We start from the raw sequence: 22,731 nt of genomic DNA, 5'->3' as shown, positions 1-22,731 counted from the left end.
GGTCAGCTCACGAGAGTCTGACAGAGAGGGTCATGCCGACGTGCTGTCGGCCGATCGACAGGTCATCGCCCGTGACCGCATCCGCCGGAACACGCTGTTCACCGGGATCGTGACCGTCCTGTCCCGCCGGTGACGATCTCCTGCTCGCACGAGCACAGCACCTGGCCGGGAACCGCCGGCATCTCCGCGCGAACCCTGCACGCGATCGTCACGGACGTCCACGACTCCGTCACCCGCTCCGGTCCTACGGCCCTGGTCGTCGTCAACGGCCACGGCGGCAACTACGTGCTGAGCAACGTTGTCCAGGAAGGCAACGCCGAAGGCCGCACTATGGCGCTCTTTCCCCTGCACGGTCGCTGGTGGAATCATCTCTGGTTACAAATGCACCCACCTTGTGTCAGAGCGCCTTTACGCATGCCCATGAGCAGGGGGTGTGCTTTCCGAAAGTGTATGCTCCGGAGAGGTACCTACTATTCCAGGATGGTTTGCACTAGTCATGAGAAGCACGATTAGGCGCACCACGGATGAATGACCTGCTTCCGGATGATCCTCGCCAGATCGGCCCTTATCGAGTGCGGGGCCGCTTGGGTGAGGGCGGCATGGGCGAGGTGTTTTTGGCACGTTCCCCTGCCGGACGCACGGTCGTGGTCAAGCGCATCCACCGCCACCACGCGTCCAAGCCCGAATTCCGTGCCCGGTTCGCCCGCGAGATCGACGCCGCCAGCCGGGTGGGCGGCTTTCACACGGCCCAGGTCATCGAGGCCGATCCGGACGCTAACCCGCCGTGGATGGCCACCGCCTATATCCCCGGCCCATCCCTGTCCGCCTTTGTCGCCGCGCACGGTCCGCTGGCCGCCGAGGCGCTGTGCGCGCTGGGCGCCGGACTGGCTGAGGGCCTGGCCGCCATTCACGCCTGCGGTCTCGTGCACCGCGACCTCAAGCCGCGCAATGTGATCGTGGCAGACGACGGCCCTCGCATCATTGACTTCGGCATCTCCCGGCTACTGGACGCCAGCACCCTCACCGAGACCGGCGTCGTGGTCGGCACCTACGCCTACATGTCTCCCGAGCAGATCAATGGCGAGTCCGCCGCTCCGGCCTCGGACGTATTCTCCCTGGGCTGCGTGCTGGCCTTCGCGGCCACCGGCCAAAGCCCCTTCGACGCCGACTCGCTGCCCGCGATCGTGCTGCGCATCATCACCTATCAACCCGACCTCAGCCAGGTCCCTCACCGACACGACTTACGCGACCTGATCGCCTCCTGCCTCTCCAAGGCTCCCACCGGTCGGCCCACGGTCGACCAGATCCTCGCCCGGCTCACGCACCCCGGCATCGAACACCAGTGGTCACTCGCCCTTCCTCCCTCGCTCGGGACCGCTGCCTTGCCTGCCGACCCCCAGCCCTCCCCGCCGATTCCACAGCCATCGGCCGATCCGGTCATTCCGGCGGAGCCCTCACCTAATGGGTCACCCGAGGTCACCTCACTCGTCGTCTTGCCGGATCGGCAACTCGTCGGTACCGGTCACACCGACTTCCCCCCGGCGCCGCCCCGAAAACTGAGCCGGCGCCGCGTTCTCCTGCTCGCCGGACTCTGCGCCATCGTCGTCCCCGCTGTTGTCATCGCCCTGAATGCGCAAGAGACGCGATCCGGTACGGGCCGAGAATCACCCTCCGGGACCACCACGCCCGCTTCCGCCTCGCCTAGCACAAGTGGCGGTGCGCAGCCTGTGGACAGTGATCTCAACTCTGCGGAGGCATCAAAGGAGATAGCGCGACTAGAGCAGGTGAATCGGGGGCTTCGCTCGAAGTACGAGTCGCTTGAGAAGCCGAAAGGTACTCTCTCCTATGCGGCGTCACAAGCACGACTGTTGCAGCTGACGTCACTGAGCAGCGACATGAAACTGCAAGCCGATTCGATCAACACGCTGCGACGCAGAGTCGCTACGAAGATCGCGAATTTGATCACACAGAGCGCCGCCGCACGCAGTCAGGCGGAGAAAGAAGATCTCGCGAAACAAGCGACAGACATGGAACCCCTGGACCGGGCGCTAGAGTTGCAACTCAGAAAAATCGACACGCTACGCGATGCGATCGGCACCGAAATTGATGCGATAAAGAGGATTGTGGGCCGCAACATCGAAGACACCTTCTCTACGTTTGGTTAGGCGGTGGGACATCCGGCCACATAGTAGAGATAAAGCATTCTCGCCTGTTGAGAAGTAGGTGAGAGGGGCCTGCGGTTGGACATCCCGGGAATTGCGCTCACACTCCTCGTGGAATACGTGAGCTCGTTCAAGATCATTCCAGCGCTGCTGTAAATCTTTCTTCGACGTCACATGCTCCAGACGGCACCATTCGCATGCGAAGCACTCGGACTCTCCAACACGGGTGGCCCGGTTCCCCGTTGAGCCTCATGTGCACGCGGTATCGGGCTGGTCAGGGGCGGCCGAGGACCTCTCCGGCGAGATGTCGGGTGGGTGAGCCGCCTACCGGAAGCGGGAGACGAAGCGGCGTTGCCATGGTGTCTCGACGGCGCGGCGGGCGTAATGCCGCCGGACGTAGGCGACCGCTTCGTGGCCCGGTACCCCGTCCAGTACGGCGAGGCAGGCCAGTGCAGTGCCTGTCCGGCCATATCCACCACCGCAGGCGATCTCGACGCGCTCGGCTTCGGCGCGTACCCATGCCTCGCGTAACGCGTCGCTGGTCGCCGTACGGTCGGACGGCAACCAGAAGTCGGGCCAGCGGAGCCACCGGGTCTCCCAGGTGACGGGGGGTGGTTCATGGCCCAGCAGGTAGAGCGCGAAGGTGGGCGCGGGACCTTCCGGGAGCGGTCGGCGCAACCCCCGGCCGCGGACGAGCCGACCGGAGGGCAGTCGCAGTACGCCCGCCATCGTGGGCTCCCACATAGCGATCACGGCACGAGCGTAGCCTTCTCGCTCGGTCAGTGTGCTGACCAGAAGCGCTCGCCGTACCGGCGCACTTCCTCGGCCAGGCAGGTCGCAGTTCGGTCGTGTTCCAGCGGCATGGACAACCCGCCGAGCCGCGGCATCGGGAATGTCACGCGGGATCCCGAGTTCATGAGCGGGGAAGGCCGCCGTCTGGAACGCTGGGGCGACTCACTCGCCCGAGTCCCGGCGCCTCGGTGCACGCGTGATGACGGGTGACGGCCAGGAAGTACGCGGCGAAGGCCGACATGACCACTTCGATGTCCCACAGCACCCGCATGACATCGATGCCCGCGGAGCCGAAGTGCCCGATGCCGAGGCCCTGGGCCAGCGGGTAGTTTCCATATTTGGAGTTTCCATATTTGGAGTCGACGCATGAGGACTCACGCTGGACCTCATCTGGTTGAGCGAGCAGGGCGGTGACCCGGCGGCACCTCGGGTGCGTCAGCGGTCTTTCGGCTACCGGCAAGAGGATGGTGCACCAGTGAGCCAGTCCGGCAAGGTCCTCTACGTCATCGTGTGTGCCGCGGGTGGCGCCGGTGATGTGGGTCGTCTCGTCACCCTCGCCCAGGACGAGGGCTGGGTCGTCCAGATCGTCGCCACCCCGCCGGCCCTGGACTTCATAGACGTCCCCGCCCTGGAACAGCAGACCGGCCGCCCCGTCCGCAGCCGGTATCGCAAGCCGGACGAGCCCAAGCCCCCGAGGGCCGACGCGATCATCGTCGCCCCCGCGACCTACAACACGATCAACAAGTTCGCCCAGGGGATCGCCGACACCTACGCCCTCGGCCTCCTCGCCGAAGCCCCCGGGCTCGGTATCCCCGTGATCGTACTGCCCTTCGTCAACAGCGGCCTCGCCTCGCGCGAGCCGTTCCGCCGGAGCGTCGAAAGCCTTCGGGCCGAGGGCGTCCCCGTCCTGCTCGGCTCCGGTAGGTCCGAGCCGGACACGGCCGCCGCCGGAGGCGGGGAAGCGGAGAGCCGTCCCTGGGCCCTTGCCCTCGAAGCCCTCGAAGCCCTCGAAGCCCTTGAAGGAATCGAGCGGCACCGTCGTGAGTGAACAGGCATGGAACACCGCTTCGCGGTCTCGCCGTACGAGCCGGTGACGTCTTGCCGCGAAAAGGTGTTTCCGCAGCGAGGGGCGCGGGCCGCGGTATGCCAGGTGTGAACGCCATTGATTTTCGTGGTTCCCGGTTCGCTTCGATCATTCTTCGAGTGGTCGACTCATATGCGACGGGACTGCCCGGCCTTAGAATGATCACTGGAAAGAGGTGATGATCTGGAAGGCTTGGGAAGACAGCGATTCGGTGTGGTGGTCGATCCCGGCCTGTCCCCGGAGGTCGCGGATCTGCTCCGTGCGAATCCAGCGTTGCTGGCGCGCATACGATCAGGTTGGAGGCCACTGGAAGAACCACGGAAAAAATCCGCGGCCCCCCTGGTGGTCGGCGGCATGCTCACCGCGGTCGGCATTTTGGCGGCGCTCTCCTTTGGGTGGGGAGCCATGGCCGTAATCCCGCTGTTCATCGTGCTCGCCTGGTTTCTTTCCGCCGCGATCAGGGCTGCGGGGGATGTCGAGAGCGTTACTCCGGAGCGGGAACTGTACGGTCTCGCGCACCGCTACCGGGATTCCTATTTTCTCTTTGACGACTTCGACACCGATGCGAGGAACCTGTTCGCCCGTGCACGGGGGGCGGTCGGCTCCGTCCTGCGATCGCGCGTCAACACCGAGGGACTGCTCGACGTCGCGCGGAACGCGGTCATGCTGCCGCCACAGGAATGGGAGATCGCGCGCCTGCTGGCCAAGCTCTCCTCCCTCCGGGAGGAACACCGCGACCTCATGCGTGGCGGGGTCACCCGGGAGGTGGCAGCCGCTGTGAAACCGCTGGAGCGAGCGCTCGCCGGCAGTGAGGGCGCCGTCATTGCGAAGGTGGAGGCGCTGGAACGGTACGCGGCTCATGTCGCCGACGCCGAACGTGCCTACCAGGCCCGTGACCAGATCGAGGCATTGGTGGAGCGGCTGCCCCGCTATGAGGAACTGCTCGCCGAGTCGGGGGCCGACGCCCTGAGCATGCCGGAGATCGGACATCTCACGGGTGAGGCCGACGAACTGGAGCAGGCGTTGCGTGCGAGCATCGATTCGGCGCACGAGCTCTTCCTCCATCTGGACGGTCCGGAGCGGTCCGGATGAAGGTCACCTGCGGGTCCTGCCACGAACGGATGTGAGAAGGGCGCCTGTGCCACGAACGGGTGTGAGGAGGGCGCCTGTGCCACGAACGGGTGAGAGAAAGGCGCCCCTGGTCGGCGGAGCCCGGCACGGTCATTTGACGACCATCGGCGCCGATCCGCGTTTAACGGAACCGCATATAAAAGATTTATCCCGCATCACCCGCTTGCTCCATAGATTCCATAATGTCGACGATCATGCGAATTGCCATGGTTTCGTCGTTGGTGAGATGGTTGATGTAGTCGGCCAGCAGGACGAGGGTCGCTTCCAGAGCGTTCATCTCGGCTTCGGTCCAGGGCCCGTACTGCTTGCGCCAGAGTGTCGGGCTCAGGCCGATGGCGCTGGCGGTCAGCATGCCCGCCATGACGGGGATGGCTTCGGGCCTGATGCTTATGGTCATCTTGCGCATGCTGCCGATGACGTAGGGAACCACGGATTCGACCACGTCACGATCCTGCTCCTCATGGGCCTGGCGCAGCCATTCCATGTACAGGTAGACGAGCGTGCAGGCGCCGTCGAGCACGTCACTGGCGTCCTCGCTGGAGAAGGATCCGAAGAACTCGTCGATCAGCTCTCTCTGCTTGGGATCGGCCTGCGAGGCACCCTCGCGAATACGGGTGAGAAGCGAGTCGACGTAGAGCAGCGCGGTCCCTACATCGCCAACCGGGGCATATTCCGGGTCAAAGGAAGACAGCATCGCTACCTCGCTTGGGGGCTTGATATCCGGCCTGCGTACCGGGCGGTTGCGGCAACACCTCTGTCGAAAAGTACTCCCTTCGGAAGCGCCTCAAGGCGGATATTCGCGCAACCGAGCAGGTGAGGATTAGGACGGAATCATAAAAACATGATGATTTCCGATGTCTCCAGCGCCGATGATCTTCCAGGCCGCTCCGGGCAGCCGGTCGCGCCGCCATGAATTCTCGCCCGAGGCCGCTGGGAGCCGCGGAGCCGCGGAGCCGCGGAGCCGCGGAGCCGCGGAGCCGCGGAGCCGCGGAGCCGTGAGGCCGCGGAGCCGCGGGGCCTGTGTGCCCGGCTCCGCCTGGCGAATTGGTTCGCCGAGTTCGGACCTTTCCAGTGTGCCGAGGGCATCGCGTCACATGGTCGGCCCGAACAGGTGGCGCGCCGGGACGAGTGAGGTCGCAGGCGAATCGCCGGTGTCTCCGCCACGGATCCGCGATCAGGTGCCCCCGTACGGAAACGCGGCGTACCCGTTCGGGAGTGTGATCAGCGGGCGGGGACGTGGTCGCACGCGCCGAGCGCGGGCGGGTGCGCTCGGTGCGACGGGTCCTCGGTACGGGGGTCCTCGGTACGGGGGGTCCTCAGTGCGAGGGGTCCTTGGTACGGGGGGTCCTCGGTGATGGGTCCTCAGTACGACGGGTCCGAGATGGACTCGGCTCGGTAGACGTCCATCGACTCCTCGCCGTCCTCGTCCACGCCCACCTTCCTCAGCTGCAACGTCCGGCTGCCGATTTTCAGGGAGCGTTCACCGTTGATCTCCGTGGACGCGAACACCGTGACCGAGTGACCGTGCATATCGCGCACCTGGTCGTATTCCGGTCCGTCAGGAATGTCTAGCTTGATGCGCCTAGTCTCGAACGTCACTCTCCCAGTGTGAAAGCCCCGGCTCCGAAAATCGATCGCGCGCGCAACGATATTTGGCATCGGTTTCAACCGGGTGGTTATGGCGGTCGGCCAAGGACGGCGCCCCCGTGGCCGGCGGGGACCTACGGCAGCGGATCGATCTCGAGATTCTGGTCGTACTGGACGAGCTCCGCCCCGCGATCCGTGAGGATGGGCCACCGGGTGGCGCGGGCACACCAGATGACGTGTCCGGCCGTGATGTCGCGCGACCCGTCGAGGATCTCCGCGATGTCTCCGACCTTCCCGTGTGTGAAGTCATCGATCTTCACGCCGGGTGTCGTGACGAGCTCGAACAGCTCCACCTGGGTCGAGATCGGGGAGATGGACAGGACGGCCGCGAGGCTGGTCGCCGGGACGCATATCCCACCGCCGCGGAAAAGGCACATGGCGGCGATGCTTCTGGAGTATTCGGTCTTCGCCACCGCGATGTCGACCAGCGCGCTCACGTCGAGTACTCGACCGGGAAGCATGGCTCAACGCCTCCTGAACGGGCGAATGCCGATCTGGCCCCACTCCGCCTCGGAGAGCTGGTCGACCCCGAGGGATTCGGCCGCCATGTCGAGATCTTCTCGGTGCAGGTTCCAGCGGTGCATCAGGGTGATCACGTGAGGTTTGTTGCCGATCTCTCGCTGGACCGCCGTGTGGATCATGTCGACGATTCGGTTTCCGGTCAGCCGCGCCTTACGGGAAAGTGCCTCATAATCCGCTTTATCCAGCTCTATGGTGATAGAGGTGTCTGGAGCTGATGCGCTGATTGTCTTCTGTCCTTCTCTAAGCTGGAGATGTGCCAGCCAGAGCGGAACCGAGTCCGATTCTTGCCTGGCGCCATCGTGATCATTTTCTGATGGTTTTTCCGATCCTGTGCCGTCTTGCCTTGCCGGCATGGAGTGGGCCATAAGTTCGACAGTAGCTGTGAATTGTGGATTATGGCAGCACTTCTGTGTGACTTCGATGGCAGGCGCGAGCAGGATTCCCGGCCGCGTGCCATCCATCATCCGCCTCACCTGCCTTTCCAAGCCCCGAGGCCGCCGTCTCATTCCTGGTGCGGGACATCACCGGTCTCGGGCGTTCCCAGGGCCACACGCATCCCTATGCAACCGAGCGTATCCACATATACATATATGTGTAGGTCCAAATTCATCATTCAAGGAAACCTGATGACTGGGAGGAGGCGGACGAACTCGGACCGGGAACGGACGGGCCGGACGCGGGGTCGGATGGGCCGGGAGCAGGGTCGGACGCGGGATCGGACGAGCCTGGGGCAGGATCGGACGCGGGGTCGGACGGGCCGGGAGCAGGATCGGACGGGCCTGGGGCAGGGGTGACGGTGCCGCAGAACCCTGCGGCCTGTCGTTGCTCGGCTATCTGGTCGACCGGTTTCCGGTACTCCGACTGCTCCTCGGGCGGCGGCTCGTACCGCCACGAGCCGCTCTCGAAGACGAAGCCGAACTCCGTCGTGTCACCGAGCCGATCGGCCTGGACCATGGCGCTGTCACCGGTGATCGCGACGGTGGCGATGGTGAACGGGGAGTCGGCCGCGAGCTGAGGGCAGAGATCGAACAGCCTCACGTACTCCTCCCGGGTGATCAGCCCCTGCGCCCCGGTGGTCCACAGGTCCCAAAAGTCACCGTAGGAACCGCTGCTGTACGCGTCGAGTGCCGGCTGGGCGGCCTGGCGGACCGAGACCTCCGAGTGCTCGGCATCGGGTGTCGGGGCCGAGCCCGGCGGCGAGGAGGGCGGGTTGAGCACCATGAACACGGTGATGACGGCCCCGATGGCCACACCGAGGGCCATGATGACTATCACGGTCAGCCCGCGCCCGGTCTCGCCCCGCGGCGGCTGGCCGTACTGCGGCGGATAGCCCACGTGCGGTCTCCGAAGGGCCGACAAGAGTGGATGAACGTGATCATAATGCCCGTAGCTCGCGGCTGACCACGATCGCCACCTGCCCTGGGAGAAAGGGGACATAATGCGCCCATGATTCAAGCGATCGGTACGGCCGCCGCCGTCTTCGCCGTCGCCAGCGGGGCCGACAACATCTTCGTCTACACCCCGCTGTTCCGCACGATCGGTCCGGCATCCAGCGCCGTCACGGTGGCCGTGTTCGCGCTGCTCGTCGCGGTCTGGTGCGTGGCGGCGTCCTGGCTCGGCTCACACAGGAAGATCATCGACCTGGTGGAACGGTCGGGCAGGTGGCTGGTACCCGTGGTGTTCATGGTCATCGGTGTGGCCATTGTGGCGGAGTCGATATTTAGATAAATATGGACAATTCGCCTGAATTCGGGGCAGGTATATCGGGGAATTAATCATTATGCGAGACCATTTGCGCTTCTACCGGCATCGATGGTTCAAGGCGTGGATCGCCATGATCGTTCTGTCCTTCTCGCTCATCGCCATGATGCAGGCGGCCGGCAACCAGGCCGTCATGCCCGCGGCCTTCTTCTACGGGGCCGCGGCCGGGCCCGTCGCGCTCCTGCTCGCCATCCACGACCGTATCCACATCGCCACCAGCGTGCCGGCCATGACGCTGATGGGGATGTTCCTGTTCGGCGGGGGCGTCGCCCTGCTGCTCGGCGGTTATTTCGACTCGCTTTTCATCTCCCAGAAGAACAGCACCTCGATCCTGCGGGTCGGATGGATCGAGGAACCCGCGAAGCTCGTCCCACCTCTCGCGGTCGCCCTCACCGGGCGCCACCTCACCAAGGCCGCAGGGGTCGCGCTCGGCCTGTCCTGCGCGACCGGATTCACGATCATGGAGTCGATGGCCTACGCCTGGAAGAACGTCGCCAACGGCGGTGCCGTCGGCGCGGGCACGATTCTCCTCATACGCGGTCTCAGCACCCCCTTCAGCCACCTCGTCTGGACCGGTCTGGTGTGCGCGGTGGCCTTCGGGGCCTGGCAGATCAGAGGCCGTGCCGTCGTCACCATCCCCATCATCGCCGCCTTCATGACGGCGGCCCTGCTTCACTCGCTCAGCGACGGCCTGCTCATCCTGGACATCCCCCAGCCCGCCCGCCTGCTCTTCCTCGTCGTCGCCGCGGCGAGCTACTGGCTGTTCCACCGGGCCACCCGCGACCTGAAACCGCTGGCCGCTCCAGAGCCGGCGCCCTGCCGCTCCTGACCCCACCGGGCCAGGCGCGCCTCCCGGCCTACTCGTACGGCTCGTCGGGGGGCGTCACCCTGGTGAGGCTCTTCCCGGTCAGCCGAGGGTAGATGACCCCGTTGGGCATCTTCCCGAACGTCTGCGGGATCCAGGTACCCGTGACCTCGACCCAGGTGTCGGCCGGTGGCATCTCCAGGCCCCTGACCGAGACCTTCAGCGGGAACGCGTCCGCGGCGCAGCAGGCGATCTGCATACGAGTGACGTACCACTGCCCTTTCCGTTTCGCGGGCACCACGAAGCCGGTCAGCCTGACCTCGCGGCCGGTGAGGGACTTCTTGTCGTCGTCCCAGGCCCGGCCGATGAACTCGCCGATCGGCATGTCCACCGGACCCGCGCCGGTCAGCGGGGTGAACGAGTTCAGCGTCTGGTCGCGGGGTGGCGGGGTGTCATCCCGGGAGGCGGCGAACGAGCCCAGGGCGGGCGGTGCGATCAGGAAGATCGCGAACACCGGCAGGCACATCAGCCACGCGACCCGAGGCCCGCCGTGTGCATGCCCGTGTGCATGCCCGTGTGTCTCCCGCTCCGCCGCACCCTTCTCCAGCCGGTACGCCTGGAACACCCCGATGACCCCGAGAACCACCAGCACCGTCCCGGCACCGATCAGGAACGGCCGGAAACCTGGCTTGACGTAGTTGAGGTAGGTCGTGGAGAACGCCGAGATCCGCAGGACGGCGCAGCCCAGCAAGGTCAGGATCAGGTTCTGGGTCACCCGGTTCATCGAAGTTCGAGGGTTCCTTCCGTAGCGGCGGAGCCGTCGGCGTACCTCGCCGCCCGGAGAGAGGCAGGACGTCAAAGCAGCAACCACCCGAAGAACGCGCTGACCAGGATGGCGAGAGCGAAGGTCAGCGGGACGAACCTGACCGCGAAGGCCGTGCCGAACGTACCGGCCTGCAGCGCGATCAGTTTCAGGTCGACCATCGGCCCGACCACCAGGAAGGCCAGCTTCGCGGTCGGGGAGAACGCGGTCATCGAAGCCGCCACGAACGCGTCGGCCTCCGAGCAGATCGACAGCAGCACCGCCAGCAGTGCCATGACCAGGACCGCCAGCCACGGCACCCCGGCGATCGCGGTCAGCCACTCGCGGGGGATCGTGACGTTCAGCGTGGCCGCGGCCAGTCCACCGACGATGAGGAACCCGCCCGCGTGCAGCAGGTCATGCCGCATCGCCTCGCCGAACCGCGCCCACCGGGGGCCGTCACCGTGCGGGCGGGAGGGGATCCGTAGCCACTCGCTCCGGCCGAACCTCAGCCAGAGCCAGCCGACCAGCACAGCCACGGCCAGCGACGCCCCGAACCTGGCCAGCACCATCAACGGCTGCCCGGGGAAGGCGACGGCGGTCGCGACCAGCACGATCGGGTTGATCGCGGGAGAGGCGAGCAGGAACGCCAGCGCGGCGGCCGGAGTCACCCCCCTGGCCATCAACCCCGACGCGACCGGGACGGACGCGCACTCGCAACCCGGCAGCACCGCCCCGGCCACCCCGGCGACCGGTACGGCGACCACTGGATTCCCCGGCAGCGCCCTGGTCCAGAACGATGCCGGGACGAATGCCGTGATCGCCGCGGACAGCGCCACGCCGAAGACCAGGAACGGGAGAGCCTGCACGCAGATCGCCACGAAGATCGTGGCCCATGTCTGGAGCGCGGGCGCCGTCAGGTGGGGGGCGAGTGCGAACCGGCCCGTCACCAGCAGGGCCATGAGGAGCACGAAACCCCAGGGCAGAGCCCTTTTCGCGGAGTTTTCGCGCCCCCAGGAGTCAGGGGGAACCAGGCTGTCGTCGTCGGCCCACGCGGTTCGCGGACCGGTTCGAAGCTCGGACATGCGCCTTATCGTGCCAGATCTTGGTGATGTTCCACGTGAAACGCTACAACTGCGAGAGCAGCCATCTGGGGCCGGTGACCTCGGCGCCCAGTTCCGTGACCCGCTCGCGCAGCCCCCGGTCGGCGGTGACGACCAGGACGCGCTCCCACGGTAGGGCGTCCCGTACGGCCTGGACGATGGCGTCGTCTCCGCTGCCCTGCGCTGTGATCACGGAGACGCCGGGCGCCGGAGCGGCGTCGCGGGCGGCTCCCTCGACGACCGCGGTCACCCGGGGGAACCAGCGAGCCAGGGCCGGGACCTGACCGGGCGCGGCCCGCAGGCCACCGGCGGCGTGCGTGCCGACCTCGGCGAGCAGCTTGGCCGCCGCGCCGGCTCGGTCCCTCCACCAGCCGTGTTCGGCGCGGGCGCCCACGATGTTGGCGATGTCGAGGACGACGAGGGAGGGGGCGAGGGCGAGACCGACCACCGGCCATGTCTCGGCGAAGCCGGGGTGGAGGTTCCTGGTGGAGACCTCCTCGACGGGAAGCCAGCGCAGGTCGGCGCTCTCACTGTTACCGGGGACCGCGTGCAGTAGCTCCACGGCCTCGGTGATCACGGTCTCGAAGGACCAGCCGCCGTGGTCGTCGAGGTAGACGCCCTGGACCCGCAGGCCGGTGCCGTCCAGCATGGCCTCCTCGAACGCCTCGCGCAGGGCGGCCGTGACGGTGTCCTCGTGGCTGTCGCGGGCGCCGCCCGGCAGCCCCCAGGTGCCGCCGTGGTGGCTCCACACGGAGCGTTTCTGCATCAGGATGTGCGGTTTCCCCGTGGCGTCGTGGTGGACGGCGAGCAGACCGGCCGCCCCGTACACCCCCCAGTGCCGGTGTCCGCGATCACACTGGGCCCAACCGTCTCCATCCTTGGCCGCCATGGACCAATGATGCATCAGCCCGGTCCGGCGGCACCGGGCCGGGTCGGCCTTCCCCCTCATGCTCCCGGAGGCCTGTCGCGGATCAACGCTCACGGGTGAGAGGCTGCGGCGAACCTTGGGGAAGTGGGGAAGTGGGGAAGTGGGGAAGTGGGGAAGTGGGGAAGTGGGGAAGTGGGGAAGCAGTGAGGTGAAGCGGGGAAGCCTTCCGCATCTCCGGAGAGCACGTTTAGCCCAGCAATCTGCCAATGGCAATAAATACATCTATATCGGCTATGCCGGGTCCGCCATACTGGCGCGTGTCCTACCCCCCGTTAAAGGACCCGAATGTATTCGAGCGCGTTCTCTGTGCACGTTCGCCCTCTGCGCCCGATTCGTGCGCTCGCGACCGTTGCCATCACCCTGATCGCGCTGGTCTCCATCGTGGCCGTGGGTCTGTCGGGACTGCGGATCCTCTACGAGGGGGATCGGCTCTGGCGACTGGTCTACGAGTGGGAGGCCCTGTACACGCTCCTCCTCTCCCCGATCGTCCTCCTCTTCCCGATCCTCTACCTTCTGGCCGGAATCGCCTTCGTGTGCTGGTTGTTCCGCGCTCGCGCCAACGCGTACGCGATCTCTCCAGGGGTCTTTCACACGTACGCCGCGCCGTACCTGGTGCTCGGCTGGGTCCTCCCCATCGTCAACCTGTTCGCTCCCAAGGGGATCGTCGACGACATCCTGGCCACCTCCCGGCCCGGTGGCCTGCGACCGGGCAGCGACCTCTTCAGGGCCCGCCGCTCGGGGCTGGTCTGGGCCTGGTGGCTGACGTGGGTGCTGTGGCCGTACGCGACGCTGGCATCCGTGGGGCTGGCGGGGACGGACATGGAGGATATGGAAAGCGCTCTGGAAAGCGGCCTGGCAGACCTTGCCCTGATCACCGGCATCGCGCTGCCGATCGCCGCAGGACTGCTCGCCATCCGGGTCGTCCTGACGATCACCGACCTTCAGGAGACCGCCCGCGTGAAAGGGCCGGTACGGCTCCCGGAAAGGGGCCCGGTCGGGAAACCGCACCTCGGGCTCACCGCGCTTGTCGTGCGTGACTACGACGAGGCCATCGCCTTCTACGTCGATGTCCTCGGTTTCGAACTTCTGGAGGACACGCCCCAGGGTGAGGGCGGACGCTGGGTGACCGTCCGTCCGCGAGGCGCGCGGGAGACGGCGCTCCTGCTCGCGCGGGCCGACGGCCTCGAGCAGGAGGCTCGCGTCGGCGACCAGACCGGTGGCAGGGTCGGACTGTTCCTCCACACCGACGACTTCGCCCGCGACCACGAGCGGATGCTGGCGGCGGGCGTCACCTTCGAGGAGACCCCACGGCAGGAGCCCTACGGTACGGTCGCCGTCTTTCTGGACCTGTACGGCAACCGCTGGGACCTGCTCCAGCCCCGCGTCTCACCCGCGTACGGCTGAGCCTCGCCGACCGGATGACCGGTCAAGCCCGGACGTCCGCCGCGCGGCCCCGTGGTCGTGTCCTAGCCAGGGTTTCGTCACGCCCGATCGTGTTCGTCCGGCTACCCGTGTCCGGCTATCCGTGTCCGGCTACCTGTGTCCGGCTACCTGTGTCCGGCGGGTGAGGAGGCGGCCCTCGCGTCGAGGCGGTTGGCGTACATGCTTGTGGCCGTGACGGTGGCCAGGACCGCGACGATGACCCCCAGCGAGGCCAGAGTGGGGATTTCCGGGACCCATGTCCAGACGCCGTGCGCCCAGTGCAGGACGAGCTTGGTCCCGATGAAGGCCAGGATGATGCCGAGTCCGTGGTTCAGGTGCCGCAGTTTCGCCAGGACGCCCAGGAGGACGAAGTAGAGCGCGCGAAGACCCAGGAGGGCGAAGGCGTTGGTGGCGAAGACCAGGTAGGGGTCCTCGGTCACGCCGTACACCGCGGGCACCGAGTCGACGGCGAAGACGATGTCGGTGGCGAAGACGGCCACGATGGCCAGCGCCAGCGGGGTCAGGGCGCGGCGGCCGCCCTCACGAACGACCAGGTGGGAACCGCGATAGTCGTCGGTGACCGGCATGAAGCGCCGTAGCAGCCGGACCGTGCGCATGGAGGAGATGTCGACATGCTGCTCTTTCCCGCGCAGCGCGTCCTTCATGATCTTCACGGCGGTGACGATCAGTATCCCGCCGAACAGCAGGAACGCCCAGGTGCCGCTCTGCAGGACGGCCGCCCCCAGTGCGATGAAGATCGCACGCAGCACCAGCGCCCCGATGATGCCGTACAGCAGGACCCGCTGGGCCAGGGCGGCCGGGACCGCGAAGGCGGACAGCAGCAACATGAACACGAACAGGTTGTCCACCGACAGAGACTTCTCCACCACGTAGCCGGTGAAGAACTCCACCGCCACACCTGACCCGAAGGCCCCCCACACGTAGACGCCGAAAATCAGGGGCAGTGCCAGGTAGAAGACCGACCAGCCCACCGCCTCGCGCATCCGTACCTCGTGCGGGCGCCGCGTCAGCATGAAGTCCACGGCGAGCAGCAGCAGCAGGGCGGCCACGGTGATGATCCACAGCTGTGGCGAACCGATCGTTTCAAGACTGGCTGCTGACAGCAATGCCTCGGTGGGCATGAAACCTCCTCGAACGTGCTTGGCCGTTCGAGGTCTCCTTCACCTGCACCGTGCAGGTGGCCGCCCGGGGACGTTATGAAACATCCGTACTGACCGGATCGGCTCTTGGGAAGTACTCCCCTCGTCGTCCCAGGTTAAGGCAGTTTCTGTACAGGCTTCTACCTCCGGGGGCTGCCACGGGTATTTGACCGGGCTCTGACCCGCGCGGATAGTGGAATCAACGGGACGGAGAGTACTCACTGTCCGACACCCCGATCGTCAACACGGTCCCCGAGTGTGGGGTGACCCGGCGGGGTGGCCCCCTGGTGTGACATGGGGGTGTGGGAAGGCCTTCGTCCTGGTGGGCACATGTCCACTGCGCGGTCGAGGGAGGGTTCGATGTCGATCACCGTGCTTCTCGAAGTTCTGCTGGGCATCCTGCTGACGATCTCCGCGATCGTCACCGTTGCCGTCCTGTGGCCGGGAAGGCCCGGGCCCCGGCTGCCGTCCACTCGTGAACCGCTCCCGCCATGCCGCCCGCCGGCGACCGGCACGAGGCGCCGGGGTGAAGTCCACCTGCATCGGCCGGGCAATCACGGCGGTGGTGGGGGCACGGGGACGAGACATCGGACCAGAGGAGACATCGGACCAGAGGAGACATCGGACCAGGTGGCGGAGACCGCCCGATGACATCGGCCTCGACCTCAGCCGCCGCCCTTGCTGAAGTGCTGGTAGTCCTTGATACCTGACCAGTAGCCGCCCCACTCCCAGCCTTTCGCCTGGAAGGCCTTGACCACCCGGTCACCCGGGTTGATCACGCCGGGGGCATGTACCGGACGCTTGGCGAACTTGCGGGCGTTGCTGTGCGCCACCGAGCCGTCCGCCGACACGTACGGGTTCTCGCGCGGGTTGATGTCGATGGCCCGGCCGTAGGCGTGCTTGGACCAGCTGCTCGACCCCGTCGCCGGGCGGCAGTTGAAGGCCGAGGTGTTGTTGGCTTCGATCGAGTCGAAGTCGTCGCCCTTGTAGACGTCGACGAGTTCCATCTTGTTGATCGGCCAGCGCCAGTCGTACAGCTGCCGGAAGATCGAGACGATGTCGTCGGTCACGCCCTTGTACACGACCAGCTCGCCGGTGTGCGGTTTGTCGTCGAAACCCCAGTAGGTCATCGTGATCAGCCGCAGGTCGCTGAGCGGGACCGGGCATCCGGGCCGCCAGGAGTACTTGAGCTGCTGGCGGGTGACAGGGGAGATCTTCGCGGAGAACTTCGGCGGGCCTGTCGGGGTCGGTGTCGCCGTGGTGGGCTCCGGGGCCGTCGTCGGTGTCGCGGCGGCAGCCTGCGGCCCGGTCGGCCCGGAAGCCGCCGAGGTCGGCCGCGCGGCCGATGTGGGCTGGGCCGATGTGGGCTGGGAGGTGGCCGTGCCGCAGGAGGCGGCAGCCAGGCAGCCGACGGTCACCGCGAGCGCCGCCCGTGTACGGATCGTGAATCTGGACCTTGCCACGCGCTACCCCCTTACCAAAACGGACAAAAGCGACAATAGTTCATTGTAGTTGATCAATTACCCGAGGTGACAGGCGATCGCGGCGGCGATCCACTCGTGGGCGATCACGGAATCCGGCGGCCAGGGTGTGCCGTTGACCACGGCCACCAGCTCCCAGTATCGCTCGGCGCGCGAGTCGTGCTCGGTGTAGTCCCGTACCACCGACTCCGGGGTGCGCCCCTGCGCGTCGGCCATGAGCGCGAGGATCCCGGCCACGATGGATGCGGCGGCCTCCGACTCGGGGGCCACGCCGTCGCGCACCGCGGTCAGCCCTCTCTCCATGATCAGGGCGTTGGCCTCGTGCCAGGCGGTCGGATCGAGATCGTCGGCCTTCTCCCAGAACTCGCCGCCCATCTCGCGCAGGGAGGCGCGGAAGTCGTCGTCGGAGAGCAGTTCGATCAGCTCCAGCCAGGCGTCGAGCTGCCCGATGTCCGGATCGTCGGGCAGGTCGGGCACCATGGCCGCGCGCAGGCCGGCGAGCCACTTCCGCCTGGCGGGATTCTCGCCGGAGACCTCGTCGACGAACTCGTGCACCAGCGCGGCCGTCTCCGCCGTACCGAGCCGCCCGAGGGCGTTGAGCCGACGCAGATCGTCGTCGGACACCTCGTCCCGCTCCAGCGTGGCCCTGAGTACCGCACGGGTCCGCTGCAGCGACCTGATCTTTGCCTCGACCGTACGGAGATGCAGGGAGAGCACCTCGCCCAGGTCGCGGTCGCCGAGTGACCTGATGGTCGTCAGGTCGACGCCGATCTCGCGCAGCGCCCTGACGAGCTCCAGCCGCCCACGGTCCTCGTCGCCGTAGAGGCGGTAGCCGCTCCGGGTGCGGCCGCGTTCGGGAAGCACCCCGATGTCGGAGTAGAAGCGGATCGTTTTCACCGGCAGCCCGGAGAGCCTGGCGAGCTGTCCGATCGTGTAGCTCATGCCCTCATTATTCTGTTGAGCCTCCAGTAACAGGAGACTTTAGCTTGCCAGGCATGTCGAAGAAGAAGATCAGCCGGATCGCCAAACTCCAACTCCAGGCCGGCGAGGCCGGTCCCGCCACCGTTGGCAAGGACCTCGGCCCGTTGGGGCTGAACCTCATGGAGTTCTGCCGCCGGTACAACGCCGCCACGCAGGACCGGCGGGGATTCGTGGTCCCCGTCGTCGTCACCGTATTCGAGGACCGTTCGTTCGAACTGGCGGTCAAGATGCCCACCACGGCCTCGCTGATCCGCCGGACGATCGGCCTGGACGCCGGCAGCCCCCGCCCCGGGCATCAGGCGGTGGGCACGATCACCCGCGCGCAGTTGCGGGAGGTCGCCAGGAGCAAGATGCCCGATCTCAACACTGCGGATCTGGACCAGGCCGAGAAGATCGTCGCCGGTACCGCGCGCTCGATGGGACTGACCGTCCGGGTCTGACCGCCTGGGACTGACCGTCCGGGTCTGACCGCCTGGGTCTGACCGCCTGGGACTGACCGTCCGGGTCTGACCGCCTGGGACTGACCGTCCGGGTCTGACCGCCTGGGACTGATCGCCCGGGACTGACCAGCCGTGGTTGACGGTGCTGAGGACTAAGGGCTTACGCCCGGGTTTGTAGCTGCTTGGCACACGAACCTGGGTTCCTTGGGAAGGCTTTTCATCGAAACGTATCGCGCCTGTGTTCGAACCCGCGCTACAGTCATGGGCACGGGGTCGAACACGGGTTCGGACTGACGTCCGCCCAGGTGAAGGGGTGTGCCATGGCGATGCTCGCGACACACGCCCCGTTCCCTCGGGTGCCGGTGGAGCGCGGTGCGACACGCCGTAGTCCTTTCTACGGAAATCTAAGCCGGCCGCTATATCCCGTCATAAAGTCCGAGAGCGTGGACCCCGTGCGCAATCCCTACGCTCCCGGTGCCGGACAGCGCCCCCCAGAGCTCGCCGGTCGCGACCGTGAGCTACAGCAGTTTGAGATCGTCCTGGAGCGGGTGGCCCGAGGGCGCCCCGAGCGCAGCATGGTGGTCACCGGGCTGCGTGGCGTCGGTAAGACCGTCCTGCTCAACACTTTCAAATCGATGGCCATGCAGCGGCTGTGGGGCACCGGGAAGATCGAGGCCAGGCCCGACCAGTCGATCCGGCGTCCGGTGGCCGCCGCCCTGCACATGGCGGTCCGCGAGCTGGCCCCCCGGCATCGGGCGCCCGAGCGCATCGAGGAGTTCCTCGGCGTGCTCAAGGCGTTCGCGATGCGCGACCCGTCCGCGGCCAAGGGCACTTCGCACTGGTCGCCCGCGATCGACGTGCCCGCCGGGCGGGGGCGCGCCGACTCAGGGGATCTGGAGATCGACCTCACCGAGTTGTTCGTCGACGCCGCCGGGGTCGCCACCGATCTGGGCGTCGGCATCGCGCTGTTCATCGACGAGATGCAGGATGTGCAGGCTCCCGACGTCTCGGCGCTCTGCGCGGCCTGTCACGAGCTCTCCCAGAGTGGCGGCCCGCTGATCGTGGTGGGCGCGGGGCTGCCGCATCTACCCAGTGTGCTGTCGGCCAGCAAGAGCTACTCCGAACGGCTCTTCCGCTATGCCAGGATCGACCGTCTCGACCGCGACGCGGCCGACCTGGCGCTCATCGCCCCGGCGGAGAGTGAGGGCGTGGAGTTCACCCAGGACGCCCTCGACGCCCTCTATGTGGCGGCCGACGGCTACCCCTACTTCGTCCAGGCGTACGGCAAGGTCGCCTGGGACCTGGCGCTGCGCAGCCCGATCACCGCCGACGACATCAGGGTCTCCGCGCCGGAGGCCGAGGAGGAACTCGCGGTCGGCTTCTTCGGCAGCCGCTACGAGCGGGCCACCCCCGCCGAGCGCGACTACATGCACGCCATGGCCGCCATCGGCGACGAGCCCGTCGCCACCGCCGAGGTGGCCGAAGGGCTCGGCCGTAAACCGTCGAGCCTCTCTCCGGCCCGTGACAGCCTCATCAAGAAGGGCCTGATCTACAGCGCGGAGCGAGGGCTGATCGCGTTCACCGTGCCGCACTTCGGAAAGTTCCTGCGATCCCAACCGATCTGAGCGAACATTTGTTCGATATAATGCGAGAGGACCCCTAGCTCTCTATATGGCTCTCTAATGGGGAAGCTAGAGAGCCATATAGAGTCCAATCGTGCTGCCCTGGGCGCGGTCCCGCGGATCCTGTCGTGGCCGGATCGGCCAGGTGGCCGCCTGGCAAGCGAGGTGACCGGTGACAACGCGGCGAGGCGCCCCCTGACCGCAGTGGGCAGAAGATCCATAGGGGCAGGGCTAGAAGAATCTAGGGTCCTCTAGCGTCAAGCCGATACCGGCAGAGATTCCGGAAGAGATGTGGCCTCCACCGGCCGCCCGTCGGAGCCGACCATGGCGACCCGCACCGCCGGATGGCGCCCGCTCAGATAGACCGCGAAGACCATGTCGACGGGCTCGCCCGCGTGGCTGTGTCCCGGATAGACGAAGAACCGCCAGCACAGCTCCCGCCAGCTGTCGACCGGCTCCTTGCTCGACAGCCGGTCGGCGTGCGAGCGCCAGACCGTGCTCGACCGCAGTCGGCCGAGCGCGGTGGCCGGGTCGAAGCGGCGCTGCTCGCAGGGCGCCCGGTAGCGGAGCCGGGAGACCGCCTCCTCGATCTCCGGCGAGAGCGCGGCGAGCACCAGCAATCCGGCGATCATGGACGGCACGTGCGTCCACGTCATGCCAACGATCGCCTCCCAGCCGGAGATCTCCGGAGTCAGGACCAGCCCCGCGGACATGGCCGTCAGCACCATGGTGCGGCCCAGCGATCGCCGTCCCACCGGGACCGCGCTGACCTCGCCGAAGCAGCCGCATCCCGCGTCCGGGCGCCGGCGCCGCAGCTCCCACAGGACATAGGTGGACACCGCGAAGAACGCGACGACCGCCCACCGGAAGAACGGATGGCCACTCACCAGCAAACCGCACGCCAGGAACAGCTCGCCGAGCGCACAGGCCACCATCATGTGCTTACGCCAGCGCTCGTGCACCAGCATGGCAGGCCCCAGCCTGCTCAGCATGCCGGGCTCGGCCTCGCGCGCGACGGTCCAGAACTTCGCGACCATACCCGCGGTCAGCAACAGGAGCAGGACCGGCAGTTGTCCGGCGGCGATCGTCGTCAGCATCCGGGTCACCCCATTCCAAGTCTGGCGTTGAAGCATCCGGCGGTCAGGTCTCCGCCGAGCTCCACGAAGGAACTCGGTGACAACTCCAGGATCCGGCCGCGCGGGGAGGTGCCGCACTCCAGGCACCGGTCGCAGAATCGGCCGGCCAGACAGCCGCACGCCACGATCGGCAGGACCGAGGTCCGCCCGGCGCACACGTTGCGTACGTTGAGCATCGACCCCAGAGACAGGTACGGCAGCCCGGTGCAGGACACCCCGGCGTCGTCGCACGCCGTATCGGACCGCTCCAACATGGGGTAGGCCACCCCCTGCTCTCCACAGTCGAAGGTGTCCGACCAGGTGGCCGTGCCCGAGATCCGCGCCTGCATACCGCTGTAGCCGGGCGGAGGCGGCGGCACGGCCTTCCACCGGTAGGGCGGCTGCGAGGTCGCGGGCAGGCGAGCCTGTGCCACGCCGCCCTCGCGGACCCCGATGGCGTCGAACAGGTAGCCGGATTCGAACTGCGGATGCCTGACTCGCAGGCGCCCCGAGGCACGGTAGGGGATGACGATCGTGCGCCGCCCGCGGTGCGGCCCGCAGTACAGCTCCACGGAGTGGTCCTTGCCCTCCGAGTCGATCGACTGGATCACACCAGTGATCCTGGTGATGTCCGCCCAGATCCGGTCCACGACCCGGCCGGCCCGCAGCGCTCTGATGATCACATTGGAGCCCAGGGGAAGATCGGCCGGGCTGACGGCCTCGCCACGCCAGGCGGTCGCCCAGGGTGCGATGACGAGCCGCTCCTCGTGGCCGTCCGGGGTGTCGATGATGATCAGGTGCGGACTGACGTCGAGGATCGCACCGCTGACAGAGTGGAAGGACTCACCTTCGACGGGAAGGGGGCCAGGCTCCTGCACAGCCCGGCCAAGCGCGGCCGCCGACAGCGCGCGGCGGCGATCGGCGCTGAGATAGGGCATCGTCGCTCCCCAGGTTCTGCGAGGTGTCGCATCAGCGTCACACGCTTCGCGGAGTCCCGCTGTCCGCTCCACCAATAATCACGGCAGGTGTCCAACCAGGTACTACAGTTCCCCTCCTCGGTAGAACGCATTGGTGTCCACTCAACGACAAACCGCTATCTAGTATCTCTTGCGTGCTCTATCGCCCATCGAAGCCGATCTTTACCGTTGATGGGATGAAACATAGATTTCGGTTCAGCCGCAGTATGGGTTCGGGCTGCGATTCTGACCACCATACGCACCTGGAGCACAGGCTGGTGATCGCGGTGGCCGGCGGGACCGACGAGGAGTTCCGCGAGTATGTCGTTGCTCGCGGTCCGGCGTTACTGCGTGCCGCCTACCAGCTCACCGGGAATCCGAACGATGCCGAGGACCTGCTGCAGGTGGCACTGGTCAAGACCTACCTTGCCTGGGACCGCATCCAGGACCACACCGCCCTGGACCGCTATGTGCGCCGGGCGATGGTCAACATCAACATCTCCTGGTGGCGGCGGCGCAAGCTGGAGGAGTATCCGTCCGAGGAACTTCCCGAACCGGTGCTCGCGGGCGGCCCCCACCTGCCCGAGCGGGTCGAGCAGGCCCTCGACCGGCTGCCCACCCGGATGCGGACCGCCGTCGTCCTGCGCTACTACGAGGACATGACCGAGTCGGAGATCGCCAAGACCTTGGGCATCAGCGTCGGTACCGTCAAGAGCACGGTCTCCAGGGGGATGGCCAAGCTCCGCGGCGACCTCACCCTCTCCGAACCGCGGGAGTTGGAGCATCGGGCTTAGAGCTGTCCCTCGGATCTTCTGCC

At 66.8% G+C, this 22,731-nt stretch carries 25 protein-coding genes; 10 read left to right on the top strand and 15 right to left on the bottom strand.

Annotated elements, in window-relative coordinates:
• Positions 1 to 129: 129 nt before the first annotated feature.
• A complete protein-coding gene (locus tag OIE13_RS29975; protein WP_326646342.1) occupies positions 130 to 513 on the top strand; it encodes a creatininase family protein in 384 nt (127 codons plus the stop codon).
• A gap of 11 nt (positions 514 to 524) precedes the next feature.
• The gene (locus OIE13_RS29970) at positions 525 to 2,165 is read left to right on the top strand and encodes a serine/threonine-protein kinase (RefSeq protein WP_326646343.1); all 1,641 of its coding nucleotides are present in this window, start codon (positions 525 to 527) and stop codon (positions 2,163 to 2,165) included.
• Positions 2,166 to 2,486: 321 nt separating this feature from the next.
• Here the strand turns inward: OIE13_RS29970 and OIE13_RS29965 are convergent, their stop codons facing one another.
• On the bottom strand, positions 2,487 to 2,906 hold the full coding sequence (locus OIE13_RS29965) for a protein-tyrosine phosphatase family protein (protein WP_326646941.1): 420 nt from the start codon (positions 2,904 to 2,906) through the stop codon (positions 2,487 to 2,489).
• A 169-nt stretch (positions 2,907 to 3,075) separates the two neighbouring features.
• Positions 3,076 to 3,414: a hypothetical protein gene (locus OIE13_RS29960; protein WP_326646344.1), complete on the bottom strand. Its 339-nt coding sequence runs from the start codon at positions 3,412 to 3,414 to the stop codon at positions 3,076 to 3,078.
• Between the two features lie 15 nt (positions 3,415 to 3,429).
• Here OIE13_RS29960 and OIE13_RS29955 point away from each other — a divergent pair, with 15 nt between their 5' ends.
• Together OIE13_RS29955 and OIE13_RS29950 are read left to right on the top strand one after the other, a co-directional pair.
• Positions 3,430 to 4,002: a flavoprotein gene (locus OIE13_RS29955; RefSeq protein ID WP_326829035.1), complete on the top strand. Its 573-nt coding sequence runs from the start codon at positions 3,430 to 3,432 to the stop codon at positions 4,000 to 4,002.
• A gap of 441 nt (positions 4,003 to 4,443) precedes the next feature.
• Positions 4,444 to 5,130 carry a hypothetical protein gene (locus OIE13_RS29950; protein WP_326646346.1) on the top strand — a complete coding sequence of 229 codons (687 nt, stop codon included), beginning with the start codon at positions 4,444 to 4,446 and terminating at the stop codon, positions 5,128 to 5,130.
• A gap of 184 nt (positions 5,131 to 5,314) precedes the next feature.
• Here OIE13_RS29950 and OIE13_RS29945 read toward each other — a convergent pair whose 3' ends face one another.
• The 5 genes from OIE13_RS29945 to OIE13_RS29925 form a co-directional block, all read right to left on the bottom strand.
• The gene (locus OIE13_RS29945) at positions 5,315 to 5,863 is read right to left on the bottom strand and encodes a hypothetical protein (RefSeq protein ID WP_326829034.1); all 549 of its coding nucleotides are present in this window, start codon (positions 5,861 to 5,863) and stop codon (positions 5,315 to 5,317) included.
• Between the two features lie 668 nt (positions 5,864 to 6,531).
• Positions 6,532 to 6,768, bottom strand: a complete 237-nt coding sequence (locus OIE13_RS29940; RefSeq protein ID WP_326646348.1) for a hypothetical protein — start codon at positions 6,766 to 6,768, stop codon at positions 6,532 to 6,534.
• 122 nt (positions 6,769 to 6,890) lie between these two features.
• Positions 6,891 to 7,277, bottom strand: a complete 387-nt coding sequence (locus OIE13_RS29935; RefSeq protein WP_326646349.1) for a hypothetical protein — start codon at positions 7,275 to 7,277, stop codon at positions 6,891 to 6,893.
• A gap of 3 nt (positions 7,278 to 7,280) precedes the next feature.
• A complete protein-coding gene (locus OIE13_RS29930; protein WP_326646350.1) occupies positions 7,281 to 7,802 on the bottom strand; it encodes a hypothetical protein in 522 nt (173 codons plus the stop codon).
• A gap of 145 nt (positions 7,803 to 7,947) precedes the next feature.
• The gene (locus OIE13_RS29925) at positions 7,948 to 8,673 is read right to left on the bottom strand and encodes a hypothetical protein (RefSeq protein ID WP_326829033.1); all 726 of its coding nucleotides are present in this window, start codon (positions 8,671 to 8,673) and stop codon (positions 7,948 to 7,950) included.
• Between the two features lie 111 nt (positions 8,674 to 8,784).
• On the opposite strand from OIE13_RS29925, the gene OIE13_RS29920 reads away from it, so the two are divergent.
• Positions 8,785 to 9,066, top strand: coding sequence for a cadmium resistance transporter (locus OIE13_RS29920; protein WP_326646352.1), 282 nt, complete (start codon positions 8,785 to 8,787; stop codon positions 9,064 to 9,066).
• Positions 9,067 to 9,118: 52 nt separating this feature from the next.
• Positions 9,119 to 9,928 carry a PrsW family glutamic-type intramembrane protease gene (locus OIE13_RS29915; protein WP_326646353.1) on the top strand — a complete coding sequence of 270 codons (810 nt, stop codon included), beginning with the start codon at positions 9,119 to 9,121 and terminating at the stop codon, positions 9,926 to 9,928.
• A 28-nt stretch (positions 9,929 to 9,956) separates the two neighbouring features.
• Here the strand turns inward: OIE13_RS29915 and OIE13_RS29910 are convergent, their stop codons facing one another.
• The 3 genes from OIE13_RS29910 to OIE13_RS29900 form a co-directional block, all read right to left on the bottom strand.
• Positions 9,957 to 10,688, bottom strand: coding sequence for a TIGR03943 family putative permease subunit (locus tag OIE13_RS29910; protein ID WP_326829032.1), 732 nt, complete (start codon positions 10,686 to 10,688; stop codon positions 9,957 to 9,959).
• 71 nt (positions 10,689 to 10,759) lie between these two features.
• On the bottom strand, positions 10,760 to 11,791 hold the full coding sequence (locus OIE13_RS29905; RefSeq protein WP_326646355.1) for a permease: 1,032 nt from the start codon (positions 11,789 to 11,791) through the stop codon (positions 10,760 to 10,762).
• Positions 11,792 to 11,834: 43 nt separating this feature from the next.
• Positions 11,835 to 12,698, bottom strand: coding sequence for an NUDIX hydrolase (locus tag OIE13_RS29900; protein WP_326829031.1), 864 nt, complete (start codon positions 12,696 to 12,698; stop codon positions 11,835 to 11,837).
• Positions 12,699 to 13,043: 345 nt separating this feature from the next.
• On the opposite strand from OIE13_RS29900, the gene OIE13_RS29895 reads away from it, so the two are divergent.
• Positions 13,044 to 14,141, top strand: coding sequence for a DUF4328 domain-containing protein (locus OIE13_RS29895; protein ID WP_326646357.1), 1,098 nt, complete (start codon positions 13,044 to 13,046; stop codon positions 14,139 to 14,141).
• 143 nt (positions 14,142 to 14,284) lie between these two features.
• On the opposite strand, the gene OIE13_RS29890 is transcribed toward OIE13_RS29895, so the two are convergent.
• The 3 genes from OIE13_RS29890 to OIE13_RS29880 form a co-directional block, all read right to left on the bottom strand.
• Entirely contained in the window at positions 14,285 to 15,301 is a 1,017-nt protein-coding gene (locus OIE13_RS29890; RefSeq protein ID WP_326646358.1) for a TerC/Alx family metal homeostasis membrane protein, read from the bottom strand.
• 683 nt (positions 15,302 to 15,984) lie between these two features.
• Complete coding sequence (locus OIE13_RS29885; RefSeq protein ID WP_326646359.1) at positions 15,985 to 16,782, bottom strand: M15 family metallopeptidase; 798 nt, start codon at positions 16,780 to 16,782, stop codon at positions 15,985 to 15,987.
• A gap of 57 nt (positions 16,783 to 16,839) precedes the next feature.
• On the bottom strand, positions 16,840 to 17,742 hold the full coding sequence (locus OIE13_RS29880) for a MerR family transcriptional regulator (RefSeq protein WP_326646360.1): 903 nt from the start codon (positions 17,740 to 17,742) through the stop codon (positions 16,840 to 16,842).
• A gap of 53 nt (positions 17,743 to 17,795) precedes the next feature.
• Between OIE13_RS29880 and rplK the strand changes: the two genes are divergently transcribed.
• Positions 17,796 to 18,221 carry a 50S ribosomal protein L11 gene (rplK, locus tag OIE13_RS29875; protein ID WP_326646361.1) on the top strand — a complete coding sequence of 142 codons (426 nt, stop codon included), beginning with the start codon at positions 17,796 to 17,798 and terminating at the stop codon, positions 18,219 to 18,221.
• A gap of 452 nt (positions 18,222 to 18,673) precedes the next feature.
• A complete protein-coding gene (locus tag OIE13_RS29870; RefSeq protein ID WP_442811698.1) occupies positions 18,674 to 19,846 on the top strand; it encodes an AAA family ATPase in 1,173 nt (390 codons plus the stop codon).
• Between the two features lie 254 nt (positions 19,847 to 20,100).
• Here the strand turns inward: OIE13_RS29870 and OIE13_RS29865 are convergent, their stop codons facing one another.
• Both OIE13_RS29865 and OIE13_RS29860 read right to left on the bottom strand, forming a co-directional pair.
• Positions 20,101 to 20,940: a MauE/DoxX family redox-associated membrane protein gene (locus OIE13_RS29865; RefSeq protein WP_326646363.1), complete on the bottom strand. Its 840-nt coding sequence runs from the start codon at positions 20,938 to 20,940 to the stop codon at positions 20,101 to 20,103.
• 5 nt (positions 20,941 to 20,945) lie between these two features.
• The gene (locus tag OIE13_RS29860; protein WP_326646364.1) at positions 20,946 to 21,896 is read right to left on the bottom strand and encodes a hypothetical protein; all 951 of its coding nucleotides are present in this window, start codon (positions 21,894 to 21,896) and stop codon (positions 20,946 to 20,948) included.
• A 215-nt stretch (positions 21,897 to 22,111) separates the two neighbouring features.
• Here OIE13_RS29860 and OIE13_RS29855 point away from each other — a divergent pair, with 215 nt between their 5' ends.
• Complete coding sequence (locus OIE13_RS29855; RefSeq protein WP_326646365.1) at positions 22,112 to 22,708, top strand: SigE family RNA polymerase sigma factor; 597 nt, start codon at positions 22,112 to 22,114, stop codon at positions 22,706 to 22,708.
• The last annotated feature ends 23 nt before the right edge of the window (positions 22,709 to 22,731 follow it).

It is taken from the genome of Streptosporangium sp. NBC_01810 (assembly GCF_035917355.1).
Lineage (GTDB): Bacteria > Actinomycetota > Actinomycetes > Streptosporangiales > Streptosporangiaceae > Streptosporangium.
The sequence above is the reverse complement of the archived record's forward strand: the minus strand, read 5'-3'. Positions and strand labels throughout refer to the sequence as shown.

Coding starts and splice junctions, on each gene's coding strand:
- OIE13_RS29970 (WP_326646343.1), top strand. CDS start 525: ATGAATGACCTGCTTCCGGATGATCCTCGCCAGATCGGCCCTTATCGA.
- OIE13_RS29965 (WP_326646941.1), bottom strand. CDS start 2,906: ATGTGGGAGCCCACGATGGCGGGCGTACTGCGACTGCCCTCCGGTCGG.
- OIE13_RS29950 (WP_326646346.1), top strand. CDS start 4,444: ATGGCCGTAATCCCGCTGTTCATCGTGCTCGCCTGGTTTCTTTCCGCC.
- OIE13_RS29945 (WP_326829034.1), bottom strand. CDS start 5,863: ATGCTGTCTTCCTTTGACCCGGAATATGCCCCGGTTGGCGATGTAGGG.
- OIE13_RS29935 (WP_326646349.1), bottom strand. CDS start 7,277: ATGCTTCCCGGTCGAGTACTCGACGTGAGCGCGCTGGTCGACATCGCG.
- OIE13_RS29930 (WP_326646350.1), bottom strand. CDS start 7,802: ATGATGGATGGCACGCGGCCGGGAATCCTGCTCGCGCCTGCCATCGAA.
- OIE13_RS29920 (WP_326646352.1), top strand. CDS start 8,785: ATGATTCAAGCGATCGGTACGGCCGCCGCCGTCTTCGCCGTCGCCAGC.
- OIE13_RS29915 (WP_326646353.1), top strand. CDS start 9,119: ATGCGAGACCATTTGCGCTTCTACCGGCATCGATGGTTCAAGGCGTGG.
- OIE13_RS29910 (WP_326829032.1), bottom strand. CDS start 10,688: ATGAACCGGGTGACCCAGAACCTGATCCTGACCTTGCTGGGCTGCGCC.
- OIE13_RS29905 (WP_326646355.1), bottom strand. CDS start 11,791: ATGTCCGAGCTTCGAACCGGTCCGCGAACCGCGTGGGCCGACGACGAC.
- OIE13_RS29900 (WP_326829031.1), bottom strand. CDS start 12,698: ATGGCGGCCAAGGATGGAGACGGTTGGGCCCAGTGTGATCGCGGACAC.
- OIE13_RS29890 (WP_326646358.1), bottom strand. CDS start 15,301: ATGCCCACCGAGGCATTGCTGTCAGCAGCCAGTCTTGAAACGATCGGT.
- OIE13_RS29880 (WP_326646360.1), bottom strand. CDS start 17,742: ATGAGCTACACGATCGGACAGCTCGCCAGGCTCTCCGGGCTGCCGGTG.
- rplK (WP_326646361.1), top strand. CDS start 17,796: ATGTCGAAGAAGAAGATCAGCCGGATCGCCAAACTCCAACTCCAGGCC.
- OIE13_RS29865 (WP_326646363.1), bottom strand. CDS start 20,940: ATGCTGACGACGATCGCCGCCGGACAACTGCCGGTCCTGCTCCTGTTG.
- OIE13_RS29860 (WP_326646364.1), bottom strand. CDS start 21,896: ATGCCCTATCTCAGCGCCGATCGCCGCCGCGCGCTGTCGGCGGCCGCG.
- OIE13_RS29855 (WP_326646365.1), top strand. CDS start 22,112: ATGAAACATAGATTTCGGTTCAGCCGCAGTATGGGTTCGGGCTGCGAT.